This is a genomic window from Pseudomonas sp. 2, assembly GCF_056627435.1.
Map to the genome: position 1 here is coordinate 39,394 of NZ_JBWXNG010000002.1, position 11,713 is coordinate 51,106.

12 protein-coding genes are annotated in these 11,713 nt (G+C 63.7%); 11 read left to right on the forward strand and 1 reads right to left on the reverse strand.

The window, feature by feature from the left end:
* Nucleotides 1–81 precede the first annotated feature (81 nt).
* The 4 genes from AC1MEK_RS03165 (at nucleotide 82) to AC1MEK_RS03180 (ending at nucleotide 5,043) form a co-directional block, all read left to right on the forward strand.
* On the forward strand, nucleotides 82–2,835 hold the full coding sequence (locus AC1MEK_RS03165) for a response regulator (protein WP_480394816.1): 2,754 nt from the start codon (nucleotides 82–84) through the stop codon (nucleotides 2,833–2,835).
* Between the two features lie 179 nt (nucleotides 2,836–3,014).
* The gene (locus tag AC1MEK_RS03170; protein ID WP_480394817.1) at nucleotides 3,015–3,998 is read left to right on the forward strand and encodes a 2-hydroxyacid dehydrogenase; all 984 of its coding nucleotides are present in this window, start codon (nucleotides 3,015–3,017) and stop codon (nucleotides 3,996–3,998) included.
* A gap of 203 nt (nucleotides 3,999–4,201) precedes the next feature.
* Nucleotides 4,202–4,639: a hypothetical protein gene (locus tag AC1MEK_RS03175; RefSeq protein ID WP_480394818.1), complete on the forward strand. Its 438-nt coding sequence runs from the start codon at nucleotides 4,202–4,204 to the stop codon at nucleotides 4,637–4,639.
* Complete coding sequence (locus tag AC1MEK_RS03180; RefSeq protein WP_480394819.1) at nucleotides 4,636–5,043, forward strand: META domain-containing protein; 408 nt, start codon at nucleotides 4,636–4,638, stop codon at nucleotides 5,041–5,043. Before AC1MEK_RS03175 ends, AC1MEK_RS03180 begins: the two co-directional genes overlap by 4 nt.
* Before the next feature lie 150 nt (nucleotides 5,044–5,193).
* Here the strand turns inward: AC1MEK_RS03180 and AC1MEK_RS03185 are convergent, their stop codons facing one another.
* On the reverse strand, nucleotides 5,194–5,661 hold the full coding sequence (locus AC1MEK_RS03185; protein ID WP_480394820.1) for a TlpA family protein disulfide reductase: 468 nt from the start codon (nucleotides 5,659–5,661) through the stop codon (nucleotides 5,194–5,196).
* A 101-nt stretch (nucleotides 5,662–5,762) separates the two neighbouring features.
* Between AC1MEK_RS03185 and arsC the strand changes: the two genes are divergently transcribed.
* The 7 genes from arsC to AC1MEK_RS03220 all read left to right on the forward strand — a co-directional run bounded on the left by arsC (nucleotide 5,763) and on the right by AC1MEK_RS03220 (nucleotide 11,706).
* Nucleotides 5,763–6,116: an arsenate reductase (glutaredoxin) gene (gene arsC, locus AC1MEK_RS03190; RefSeq protein ID WP_480394821.1), complete on the forward strand. Its 354-nt coding sequence runs from the start codon at nucleotides 5,763–5,765 to the stop codon at nucleotides 6,114–6,116.
* Complete coding sequence (gene wrbA, locus AC1MEK_RS03195; protein WP_480394822.1) at nucleotides 6,113–6,718, forward strand: NAD(P)H:quinone oxidoreductase; 606 nt, start codon at nucleotides 6,113–6,115, stop codon at nucleotides 6,716–6,718. The genes arsC and wrbA overlap by 4 nt, the downstream gene beginning before the upstream one ends.
* The gene (locus AC1MEK_RS03200; protein ID WP_480394823.1) at nucleotides 6,711–7,130 is read left to right on the forward strand and encodes a DUF2069 domain-containing protein; all 420 of its coding nucleotides are present in this window, start codon (nucleotides 6,711–6,713) and stop codon (nucleotides 7,128–7,130) included. The genes wrbA and AC1MEK_RS03200 overlap by 8 nt, the downstream gene beginning before the upstream one ends.
* Before the next feature lie 113 nt (nucleotides 7,131–7,243).
* Nucleotides 7,244–7,915, forward strand: a complete 672-nt coding sequence (locus AC1MEK_RS03205; protein ID WP_480394824.1) for a DNA-3-methyladenine glycosylase I — start codon at nucleotides 7,244–7,246, stop codon at nucleotides 7,913–7,915.
* Between the two features lie 376 nt (nucleotides 7,916–8,291).
* Nucleotides 8,292–9,110 (forward strand): ABC transporter substrate-binding protein, encoded by an 819-nt coding sequence (locus AC1MEK_RS03210; protein ID WP_480394825.1) that lies wholly within the window; start codon nucleotides 8,292–8,294, stop codon nucleotides 9,108–9,110.
* A 159-nt stretch (nucleotides 9,111–9,269) separates the two neighbouring features.
* Nucleotides 9,270–11,048 carry a cis-3-hydroxy-L-proline dehydratase gene (lhpI, locus tag AC1MEK_RS03215; protein ID WP_480394826.1) on the forward strand — a complete coding sequence of 593 codons (1,779 nt, stop codon included), beginning with the start codon at nucleotides 9,270–9,272 and terminating at the stop codon, nucleotides 11,046–11,048.
* Nucleotides 11,041–11,706, forward strand: coding sequence for an amino acid ABC transporter permease (locus AC1MEK_RS03220; protein ID WP_480394827.1), 666 nt, complete (start codon nucleotides 11,041–11,043; stop codon nucleotides 11,704–11,706). The genes lhpI and AC1MEK_RS03220 overlap by 8 nt, the downstream gene beginning before the upstream one ends.
* Nucleotides 11,707–11,713 lie beyond the last annotated feature (7 nt).

Below are 11,713 nucleotides of genomic sequence, written 5' to 3' on the forward strand. Positions count from 1 at the left end.
ATTACAGGCAACCATGGCCCGAGTCTTGCCGCTTCTTTATAAGGGCGCGACCAGGCGCACGAGATTGCCGGAGAAAAAAGTGTGCTGAACAAACTGGGCATCAAAGGCCGCGTACTACTGCTGACCCTGCTCCCGGCCTGCCTGATGGCGGGGCTGCTGGGCGGTTATTTCACCTGGATGCAGCTTTCCGAGCTGCAGACCCAACTGCTCAAGCGCGGCGAGATGATCGCCAATGAGCTGGCGCCGCTGTCGGCCACGGCGCTGGCCAACAACGACAAGGAGCAACTGGACCGCATTGCCGGGCAAGTGCTGGAACAGGCCGACGTGCGCGCCGTGGCGTTTCTGGACGCCAACCGCAATCCACTGGCTCACGCGGGCCCGTCCATGATCAACCAGGCGCCGATCGGCAACAGCACGCACATGCTGCAACGCTCGGAGAACGACGCCACGCGCTACCTGCTGCCGGTGTTCGGGCGCAATCGGCATCTGACCGGCGACATCATTCCTGCCGAGGCCGACCGCCTGCTGGGCTGGGTCGAATTGGAACTGTCCCACAGCGGCACGCTGCTGCGCGGCTATCGCAGCCTGTTCGCCAGCCTTCTGCTGATTGCCGCCGGGCTGGGCCTGACCGCCATGCTGGCGCTGCGCATGAGCCGCACCATCAACGGGCCGATCAGCCAGATCAAACAGGTGGTCGCGCAGCTCAAGGACGGCAATCTGGAGGCGCGCCTGCCGCCCATGGGCAGTCACGAGCTGGACGAACTCGGCTCGGGCATCAACCGCATGGCCGCCACCCTGCAGAACGCCCAGGAAGAACTGCAGCACAGCATCGAGCAGGCCACCGAAGACGTGCGCCAGAACCTGGAAACCATCGAGATCCAGAACATCGAGCTGGACCTGGCGCGCAAGGAGGCACTGGAAGCCAGCCGCATCAAGTCGGAGTTTCTGGCCAACATGAGCCATGAAATCCGCACCCCGCTCAACGGCATTCTCGGCTTCACCCATCTGCTGCAGAAAAGCGAGATGACCCCGCGCCAACACGACTACCTGGGCACCATCGAGAAGTCCGCCGACAACCTGCTGAGCATCATCAACGAGATTCTCGACTTCTCGAAGATCGAGGCCGGCAAGCTGGTGCTCGACGCCATCCCGTTCAACCTGCGCGACCTGCTGCAGGACACCCTGACCATCCTCGCCCCGGCCGCCCACGCCAAGCAGCTGGAACTGGTCAGCCTGGTCTACCGCGACACGCCGCTGTCGCTGGTGGGCGACCCCCTGCGGCTCAAGCAGATTCTCACCAACCTGGTGAGCAACGCGATCAAGTTCACCCGCGAGGGCACCATCGTCGCCCGGGCCATGCTCGAGGAAGAGGAAGAAGATCAGGTGCAGCTGCGCATCAGCGTGCAGGACACCGGCATCGGCCTGTCCGCCCAGGATGTGCGCGCGCTGTTCCAGGCCTTCAGCCAGGCCGACAACTCGCTGTCCCGGCATTCCGGCGGCACGGGGCTGGGGCTGGTGATTTCCAAGCGCCTGATCGAGCAGATGGGCGGCGAGATCGGCGTGGAGAGCAACCCCGGCGAAGGTTCGGTGTTCTGGATCAGCCTGACCCTGCCCAAGACCCGCGACGATCTGGAAGACCTCCCCGCCCCGCCGCTGATGGGCCGCCGCGTGGCGGTGCTGGAACATCACGACCTGGCGCGCCAGGCGCTGGAGCACCAGCTGGAAGACTGCGGCTTGCAGCCGATGGTGTTCAACAACCTGGAAAACCTGATCAACGGCGTCACCGTGGTGCACCAGACGCCCCACGCCATCGACATGGCCGTGCTCGGCGTCACCGCCCACCAGTTGCCGCCCGAACGCCTGCGCCAGCAGATCTGGGATCTGGAAAACCTCGACTGCAAGGTGCTGGTGCTATGCCCGACTACCGAGCAGGCGCTGTACCAGGCCTCGGTGCCGGACGCCTACACCCAGCTGCAGGCCAAGCCTGCGTGTACACGCAAGCTGCGGCGCAGCCTGTCGGAACTGATCAACCCCAAGCAATTGCGCAACGAGCTGCCGGAGCCGGTGTCCAGCCGGCCGCCGCGCATCCTCTGCGTGGACGACAACCCGGCCAACCTGTTGCTGGTGCAGACGCTGCTCGAAGACATGGGCGCCCGGGTGCTGGCGGTCGACAGTGGTTATGCGGCGGTTCAGGCGGTACAGGATGAACCCTTCGACCTGGTGCTGATGGACGTGCAGATGCCGGGCATGGACGGACGCCAGGCCACCGAAGCGATTCGCAGCTGGGAAACCGAGCGCCAGTCGACTTCGCTGCCGATCGTCGCCCTCACCGCCCACGCCATGGCCAACGAAAAACGCGCGCTGCTGCAAAGCGGCATGGATGACTACCTGACCAAGCCGATCAGCGAACGGCAACTGGCGCAGGTGGTGCTCAAGTGGACCGGCCTGGCCCTGCGCAATCAGGCGCCGGACCGGCACCACGAAATCAGCCATGGCGCCGGCAACCTGAGCGTGCTGGATCATGAAGAAGGCTTGCGCCTGGCCGCCGGCAAGGCCGACCTGGCCGCCGACATGCTGGCGATGCTGCTGGCGTCGCTGGACACCGACCGCGATGCCATCCGCGCTGCCCGGGAAGCGCAGGATCAGGTCGCGCTGATCGAGCGCGTCCACCGCCTGCACGGCGCCACCCGCTACTGCGGCGTCCCCCAGCTGCGCGCCGCCTGCCAGCGCAGCGAGACCCTGCTCAAACAGGATTCCCCCGACAGCGACAAGGCGCTGGACGATCTGGAAACGGCGATCGCCAGGCTGGAGGTGGAGGCGCGGGTGAGTGCTTGATGTGGGTCACGGAGTTGTTAAACGCGCTGGCTAACATGTTTCTGGCCGAAGGCCGTGGGAGCCGGCTTGCTGGCGAATGCGTCGGGTCAGACGCTACAAGGTTGAATGACCCACCGTATTCGCCAGCAAGCCGGCTCCCACAATAGATGTCTGAGACCGTTATACAAGGAGCCCCCCCCATGCGCACCCTGCTCTTCAGCGCCCAGACCTACGACCGCGACAGCTTCCTGGCCGCAGCAAACCCGTCGGGTATCGACCTGCATTTCCAGCCCGCGCGCCTGACCCTAGACACCGTCGCCCTGGCGGACGGCTACCCCGTAGTCTGCGCCTTCATCAACGATGACCTGAGCGCTGCAGTGCTGGAGCGTCTGGCCGCAGGCGGCACGAAGTTGATCGCATTGCGCTCGGCTGGCTTTAACCACGTCGACTTGCCCACCGCCAAGCGCCTGGGCATCGAGGTGGTTCGGGTTCCGGCCTACTCGCCCCACGCTGTCGCCGAGCATGCAGTGGCGCTGATTCTCTCGCTCAACCGCCATCTGCACCGCGCATACAACCGCACCCGCGACGGCGACTTCACCCTGCACGGCCTGACCGGGTTCGACTTGGTGGGCAAGACCGTCGGTGTGGTGGGCACCGGGCAGATCGGCGCCGCGTTCGCGCGGATCATGGCGGGGTTCGGCTGCCAGTTGCTGGCGTACGACCCGTTCCCCAACCCAGAGGTCCAAGCCCTGGGCGCGCGCTATCTGCCGCTGGATCAACTGCTGGCACAGGCGCAGATCATCAGCCTGCACTGCCCGCTGAACGAGCACACCCGGCATCTGATCAACACAGCATCGCTTGCGCGCATGCAACGCGGAGCGATGCTGATCAACACCGGCCGCGGCGCGCTGGTGGACACTCCCGCGCTGATTGAGGCGCTCAAAGGCGGCCAGCTCGGGTACCTGGGGCTGGACGTGTATGAAGAGGAAGCCCAGCTGTTTTTCGAAGACCGCTCGGACCAGCCCTTGCAGGACGACGTGCTGGCCCGGCTGCTGACCTTCCCCAACGTGGTGATCACCGCGCATCAGGCGTTCCTGACCAAGGAAGCGCTGGGTGCGATTGCGCAGACGACCCTCGATAACATCAGCCAGTGGGCCGCCGGTACGCCACAAAACATCGTCTGACACCGATTACCTCTTGTGGGAGCCGGTTTGCTGGCGAATGCGTCAGACCAGACAACTCTGCGTTGAATGACACACCGCATTCGCCAGCAAGCCGGCTCCCACAATGAGATCGCGGTGGGCCGACGGTTCATCGTCAGGTCGTCGACCGCAAGCGGGCAGCCCTCTTCTAAAGTGTTAGCATGCGCGCCTATTTGGAGACCCCCATGGCCGAACACGATTTTCGCTACAGCATGCTCACCCCGCACCACACCCTGATCGAATGCCGCAGCCTGGCGGTCGGTCGCTATCAAGTGACCGGCAACGGTGGCTCGATCAAGCACGACGACGTGCTGCTGGTCACCGTCAAAGGCAGCAAAGACCTCTACATGCGCCTGAACGTGGAAAAGGTCCGCCACCTGATCAACCCGCCCGGCCAGTGGGTCGCGGTGGCCAACGGTCCGGCGTTCACGGAGCTGGCGATTCATCAGTGGAAGGTCAACTGCAACGGCTGCGGCAAGGAGCAGGACATCGAGTTCATGGTCGACGGCAAGGAAGGCAAAAAGGCCCTGAAACCGGCCGCCACCGCGCGCATCGAAGAACTGGGCTGGAAAGTCGTTGGCGAAAATCACCTGTGCCCGGCCTGCGCGAAGAACGCCGCATGAAACGTCTTGCCCTGCCCCTGCTCGCCGTCACCACGCTCTTGAGCGGCTGCGCCAGCGACACCGGTGCCCTGCAGCGTGACCGCGCCTACGTGCTGGAATGGATCGGCGAACGTCCGCTGATCGACAACAGCCATCTGACCATGACCCTGGGCGAGGATGGCCGCGCCTACGGCAACGCCGGCTGCAACCACTGGTTTGCCTCCTACAAACTGGACGGCGACGACATCAGCTTCGGCCCCGTGGGCAGCACCCGCAAAATGTGCGCCCCGGCCTTGATGGAACAGGAGCACCGGTTCCTGGAGGCCATGGGCAAGGTCGAGCACTGGGATGTGTCGGATGTGCAGCAACTGGAGCTGTGGCCGGCGCAAGGCCTGCCGTTGCGGTTCTGGCCGGAAGAAAGCTGAAACTAACATCCAACTGCTTCTGCCGAAGGCGTGGGAGCCGGCTTGCTGGCGAATTCAGGGTGTCAGGCAACGCTATTTTGAATGACACACCGCATTCGCCAGCAAGCCGGCTCCCACACGTAATCGGCAGTGGAACGCATAGCGCGTGCTTCAGCCCTTGCCCTTCAACTCCGCCAGCTTCTGCGCCACGCCCGCGGCGGTCTGTTCGCCCATCAGCTGTTCGCGTACCTTGCCCTTGTCGTCGATGATGTAGGTCACCGGCAGCGCTTCGCTCTTGGGCAGGTCGTATTGATCGGCCGGGTCGTTGGCCAGCACGGTGAACTTGATGCCCAGCGCGTTGCTGGCATTTTTCAGCTCGTCACCCTGCAGGTTGTCGAAGTTGACCCCGAACACGCTGACCTTCTGCCCGCTCATCTGCTCGGACAGTTTGTTCAGTTCCGGGATTTCCGTGCGACACGGGCCGCACCACTCGGCCCAGTAATTGACCACCAGCCAGTGCTTGTCGACCCTGTCACTGGCCACCTTCTGGCCATTTTGATCGGTGCCCAGATCGACCCCGCATCCGCTGAGCAACATGCTACCGATAAGTGCTACCGCTGCTGCCAACCGCCTTGCCATGATGCTTGTTCCTTTCAGAGAAAACGCGACTGGGGCCCATCTTGGCCTTTGTCGTCACCGCTGTAGAATAGCCGCCACCTCATGAAAGATGCGACCTGCAAATGACCGATCTGACGCTTTATCACAACCCTCGCTGCTCCAAATCCCGTGGCGCGCTGGAACTGCTGGAAGCGCGCGGCCTGGCACCGACCATCGTGCGCTACCTGGAAACCCCGCCCACCGCCGCCCAGTTGCAGGCGTTGCTGGGCAAACTGGGCATCGGCGCCCGCGCCCTGCTGCGCACCGGCGAAGACGAATACAAGGCGCTGAACCTGGCCGATGCGAACCTCTCCGACGAGCAGTTGATCGCCGCCATGGTCGCCCATCCCAAGCTGATCGAACGCCCGATCCTGATCGCTGGCGACAAGGCCGTAATCGGTCGTCCGCCGGAGAAAGTCCTGGAGATTCTGCCGTGAACGCACCGTACATTCTGGTGCTGTTCTACAGCCGCAACGGCTCAACCAGCGAGATGGCCCGGCAGATCGCCCGCGGCATCGAGATGGGCGGCATGGAAGCGCGTCTGCGCACCGTCCCGGCGATTTCCACCGAATGCGAAGCGGTAGCGCCGAGCATCCCGGAAACCGGCGCGCTGTACGCGACGCTGGATGACCTGAAGAACTGCGCAGGCCTGGCCCTGGGCAGCCCGACCCGCTTCGGCAACATGGCCGCACCGCTCAAGTACTTCCTCGACGGCACCAGCAACCTGTGGCTGACCGGCGCGCTGGTGGGCAAGCCGGCCAGCGTGTTCACCTCCACCGCCAGCCTGCACGGCGGCCAGGAAACCACGCTGATGTCGATGCTGCTGCCGTTGTTGCACCACGGCATGCTGGTCACCGGCCTGCCTTACAGCGAGGCGGCGCTGATCGAAACCAGCGGCGGCGGTACGCCTTACGGCGCCAGCCACCACGCCGGTGCCGACGGCAAGCGGCCGCTGGACCCGCACGAAACCACGCTGTGCCGCGCACTGGGTCAGCGCCTGGCGAAAACCGCGCTGCTGCTGGAGCCTTCCCGTGGCTAGAAAGCCCAAGGTGCTGCCCGCGTTGAACTGGCTGGAACCTCGGGTTCGCTGGAGCCGGGTGGCCGCCCTGGCGTGTTTCGCGGGCCTGATCGGCCTGCTGTCGATCTATTACCTGATCTTCGCCGACCTGCACGGCGCCCGGCCCTGGGTGATCCTGGCCATCGAGCTGGTGCCGTTGCTGTTGCTGGCACCCGGCATGGTCATGGGCAGCGCCCGCGGGCATTCCTGGACCTGCTTTGTGGTGAACCTGTATTTCATCAAGGGCGCACTGGCGGCCTACGACCCGAGTCGTTCGCTGTTCGGTGTGCTGGAAATGCTGGCCAGCCTGGCCGTGTTCACCAGTGCGCTGCTGTATGTGCGCTGGCGGTTTCAGTACAACCGCAAATTATCCGAAACACCACCGGCCGTGTAGGAGCGCGCTTGCCCGCGATTGCGTAGTGTCAGTCACAGATTAAGTACCAGACATATCGCCATCGCGGGCAAGCGCGCTCCTACAGGAAATGTGCATATTTTTTTGGAGAGGGCATGCAAGACTACAAATGGCTCAATGAATACTGTCTCAACCGCTTTGGCTCAGCCGCTGCCCTTGAAGCACATCTGCCAATACCCGCGTCACCGAACCAGCTCAAATCGATCAGCGACGACCGCTACCTCTCGACCCTGGCCCTGCGGGTGTTTCGTGCCGGCCTCAAGCACAGCCTGGTGGACGCCAAGTGGCCGGCGTTCGAGCAGGTGTTCTTCGGTTTCGATCCGGAAAAGGTCGTGCTCATGGGCGCCGATCACCTTGAACGGCTGATGCAGGACGCGCGGATCATTCGCCATCTGGGCAAACTCAAGAGCGTGCCGCGCAATGCGCAATTGATTCTGGATATTTCCAAGGAGCACGGCAGTTTCGGCAATTTCATCGCCGAGTGGCCGGTCACCGACATCGTCGGCCTGTGGCGCTATCTGGCCAAGCACGGCAACCAGCTGGGCGGCCTCTCAGCGCCGCGTTTCCTGCGCATGGTCGGCAAAGATACCTTCATCCCCAGCCACGACGTAGTCGCCGCGCTCAACGCGCAGAACATCGTCGACAAGGTGCCCAGCAGCCAGCGCGATCAGGCGGCCGTGCAAGAGGCGTTCAACCAGTGGCACGCCGAAAGCGGCCGGCCGCTGTGCCAGATCTCGATGATGCTGTCCTACACCGTCAATCACTGAGCCTTCCACCCGCCTCACGGCCGCAGCCCGCCTGCCCAACGCTTCGCCTCGCGAAGCGTGCCTTCGTCGACTGTGCCGATTTCGTCATCCCTCGCGGCGAAATCGGTCAAGACCCGCCCCCCTCTTTGCTGCCACTCTGACGCAGCGCCAATGATGGCGCATCGCCTAATTAGAAGACGTGCATCCATGAAGCACTCCAGACCGATCCGCCCCATTGCGCATCACCGCCCGGTCCCTCAGGCCCGGGAAAACCTTGAAGCCCGCCGCCCCGTCGTCCTGCAGCTATAGTGGCAATGCAGGCACTTAACACGCTTATAAAAAATCGCACACGAGAAGCTATCCGACTGTTCCATTACTTGCACCATTAGAGGCTCTTATGAAAAAGCATGGCATTGCTGTAGCCCTCCTCGCTGTAATGAGTACTTCTTTCATCAGTACGGCCTTTGCCGACAAGCTCGATGACATCATCGGTTCCGGCAAGCTGCGCTGCGCAGTGACCCTGGACTTCCCGCCGATGGGCTCGCGTGATGACAAGAACAACCCGGTCGGATTCGACGTCGATTACTGCAACGACCTGGCAAAAGTGCTGGGCGTGACCGCCGAAGTGGTGGAAACCCCGTTCCCTGACCGCATTCCGGCGCTGATGTCCGGCCGCGCCGACGTGATCGTCGCCTCCACCTCCGACACCCTCGAACGCGCCAAGACCGTGGCGATGACCATCCCCTACTTCGCCTTCCAGATGGTGGTGCTGACCACTGACAAGACTGGCATCACCAAGTACGAGGACCTCAAGGGCAAGAACGTCGGCAACACCAGCGGCACCTATGAAGCCATCGCCCTGGAGAAAGACCAGAAGAAATGGGGCAGCGGCAGCTTCCGCGCCTACCAGACCCAGAACGACACCATCCTGGCCGTCGCCCAAGGCCAGATCGAAGCCTCTGTGGTGACCAACACCGTGGCCGCCGCCTCGATCAAGTCCGGCAAATACAAGGGCCTGAAAGTCGCCGGCAACGCGCCGTACGTCATCGACTACGTGTCCCTGGCCGCCAAGCGCAACGAGTACGGCCTGATCCATTACCTGAATCTGTTCGTCAACCAGCAGGTGCGCTCGGGTCGCTATGACGAGCTGTGGAAGAAGTGGGTCGGCGACGAGATTCCACCGGCCAACCTGACGGTGCCGGGGGTTTACTACTGAGATTGATGACGAACGCTTCGTAGCAGCACGGCTTGCCGGCGGGGCGGTGTGTCAGTCGACATATTCGTCACAGATACACCGCCCCGCCGGCAAGCCGTGCTGCTACGGGGGATCTGCGCTATCCATGAGTGCGCACCGGGCAGAGTCTCGCAGGAGCCCATGATGTCTGAAGTTTCGTTGAACGGGCGTTGCCTGGTCGCGGGCAGCGCCCAGGGCCAACTGCTCTATGCCGATATGGGCCTGAGTTTCTGGGGCGGGGTCGAGCCGTTTACCGGTGAAGTCATCGACCGCCATCACCCCTTGAGTGGCCAGATCATTACCGGCCGCGTGCTGGCGATCCCCAGCGGGCGCGGCTCGTGCACCGGCAGCAGCGTGTTGCTGGAACTGATCCTCAACGGCCACGCCCCGGCGGCGCTGGTGTTCGAGCGGGTCGAAGACATCCTCACCCTCGGCGTGCTGATCGCCGAGCAGATGTTCGGCCACTCGATTCCGGTGATCAGCCTGGGCGAAGCCGGGTTTGCCGCATTGCGCAACGTGCCCTACGCGCGCGTCGAAGACAATCGCGTCAGCTGTTTCGACAGCCCGCCACCTGCGCTTCACACCACCATCAGCCCGACCCGCTCGACCACCGCCATCCAGACCCGCATCACCCTGAGCGAACTGGATCGCGGCTTTCTCGATGGCGCCTATGGCAAGGCCGCGCAAGTGGCCATGGGCATCATCCTGCGCATGGCCGAGCTGCAAGGCGCGACCGAACTGCTGGACATCACCCAGGCGCACATCGACGGCTGCATCTACACCGGCCCCGCGAGCCTGCGCTTCGCCCGGCAACTGGTGGACTGGGGCGCCAGAGTGCGAGTGCCGACCACCCTCAATTCGATTTCCGTGGACAAACGCCGCTGGCGCGAACTGGGCGTGGACCCGGCGCTGGGCGAGCCGGCCAGCCAGTTGGGCGATGCGTATCTGGACATGGGCGCCCGGGTCAGCTTCACCTGCGCGCCTTACCTGCTCGACAGCGCGCCAGAACTGGGCGAGCAGATCGTCTGGGCCGAATCCAACGCCGTGGTCTACGCCAACAGCGTGATCGGCGCGCGCACCTTGAAGTACCCCGATTACCTGGATATCTGCATCGCCCTCACCGGCCGCGCGCCGAAGATCGGCTGCCATCTGGAGCCCGAGCGCCACGCGACCCTGCGCATCGAAACGCCTGTGCTGGACGCTCTGGACGACAGCTTCTATCCGCTGCTGGGTTATCACGTCGGGCTGTTGTGCACCGCCGACATTCCCGTGGTCTGCGGCCTGGAAAACAAGGCGCCAACGCTGGATGACCTCAAGGCTTTCGGTGCGGCGTTCGCAACCACCTCGGCCGCGCCCATGTTTCACATCGCCGGGGTGACGCCGGAAGCCACCAGCGCCGAACTGGCCCTGGGCGGGCGTCCACCAGCGAAGACCCTGCGCATCGAGGCCATCGATCTGCTGCACAGCTGGCGCGAACTCAACAGCGCACAAACCCCGCAAGTGGATGCCGTGACCTTGGGCAATCCACACTTTTCCCTGAGCGAATGCGCCAGCCTGGCCCAGCTCTGCCATGGCCTGCGCAAGCATGAAAAGGTCGCGGTGGTGATCACCTGCGGCCGGGCGACCCTGGAAGCTGCGCAAGCGGCCGGCTACGTCGCGACCCTTGAGGCCTTCGGCGTGCAGTTCGTCACCGACACCTGCTGGTGCATGCTCACGGAACCGGTGATCCCGCAGACCGCGCAAACCCTGATGACCAACTCCGGCAAGTACGCCCACTACGCGCCGGGCCTGGTCGGGCGGCGCGTGCATTTCGCAAGCCTGGCCGAATGCGTGGACAGCGCCTGCACCGGGCTTGCCAGCGGGCGCTTGCCGGTGTGGTTACAAGCGGCAGCAAAACAAGAGGCACTGGCTCATGTTTGATTACACCTTCCAATGGCGCGCCGCGTTCAAGGCGCTGCCGGACATGCTGCAAGGCGCCTGGGTGACGTTCGAAACCGCCGCGCTGTCGATGATCTTGGGCGTGATCATCGCGCTGTTTCTGGTGTTCATGCGCCAGGGCAAGAACCTGATCCTCAAAGGCTTCGCCGCCACCTGGATCTCGATTGCGCGCAACACCCCTTCGCTGTTCCAGGTGTACATCCTCTACTTCGGCCTGGGCTCGTTCGGCATTCACGTCAATTCGTGGCTGGCGCTGCTGGCGGGGATCACCATCAACAACGCGGGGTATCTGGCGGAGAACTTTCGCGGAGGGCTGAAGGCGGTGCCCGATACCCAACTGCGCGCCGCCCGCTCGCTGGGCATGAGCGCGCCGCAGGCCTATCGGCTGATCGTCATCCCGCAATTGCTGCGCATCGTCTTCTACCCGATGACCAACCAGATGGTCTGGGCCGTGCTGATGACCTCCATGGGCGTGGTCGTGGGCCTGAACAACGACCTCACCGGCGTGACGCAGAACTACAACGTCATGACCTTCCGCACCTTCGAGTTCTTCGCCATCGCGGCGGTGCTCTATTACCTGATCGCCAAGCTGATCGTGGGCCTTGCACGCCTGCTGTCCTGGCGCCTGTTCCGGTACTGAGGAGTCG

Coding starts and splice junctions, on each gene's coding strand:
- AC1MEK_RS03170 (WP_480394817.1), top strand. CDS start 3,015: ATGCGCACCCTGCTCTTCAGCGCCCAGACCTACGACCGCGACAGCTTC.
- AC1MEK_RS03175 (WP_480394818.1), top strand. CDS start 4,202: ATGGCCGAACACGATTTTCGCTACAGCATGCTCACCCCGCACCACACC.
- AC1MEK_RS03180 (WP_480394819.1), top strand. CDS start 4,636: ATGAAACGTCTTGCCCTGCCCCTGCTCGCCGTCACCACGCTCTTGAGC.
- AC1MEK_RS03185 (WP_480394820.1), bottom strand. CDS start 5,661: ATGGCAAGGCGGTTGGCAGCAGCGGTAGCACTTATCGGTAGCATGTTG.
- arsC (WP_480394821.1), top strand. CDS start 5,763: ATGACCGATCTGACGCTTTATCACAACCCTCGCTGCTCCAAATCCCGT.
- AC1MEK_RS03205 (WP_480394824.1), top strand. CDS start 7,244: ATGCAAGACTACAAATGGCTCAATGAATACTGTCTCAACCGCTTTGGC.
- AC1MEK_RS03210 (WP_480394825.1), top strand. CDS start 8,292: ATGAAAAAGCATGGCATTGCTGTAGCCCTCCTCGCTGTAATGAGTACT.
- lhpI (WP_480394826.1), top strand. CDS start 9,270: ATGATGTCTGAAGTTTCGTTGAACGGGCGTTGCCTGGTCGCGGGCAGC.
- AC1MEK_RS03220 (WP_480394827.1), top strand. CDS start 11,041: ATGTTTGATTACACCTTCCAATGGCGCGCCGCGTTCAAGGCGCTGCCG.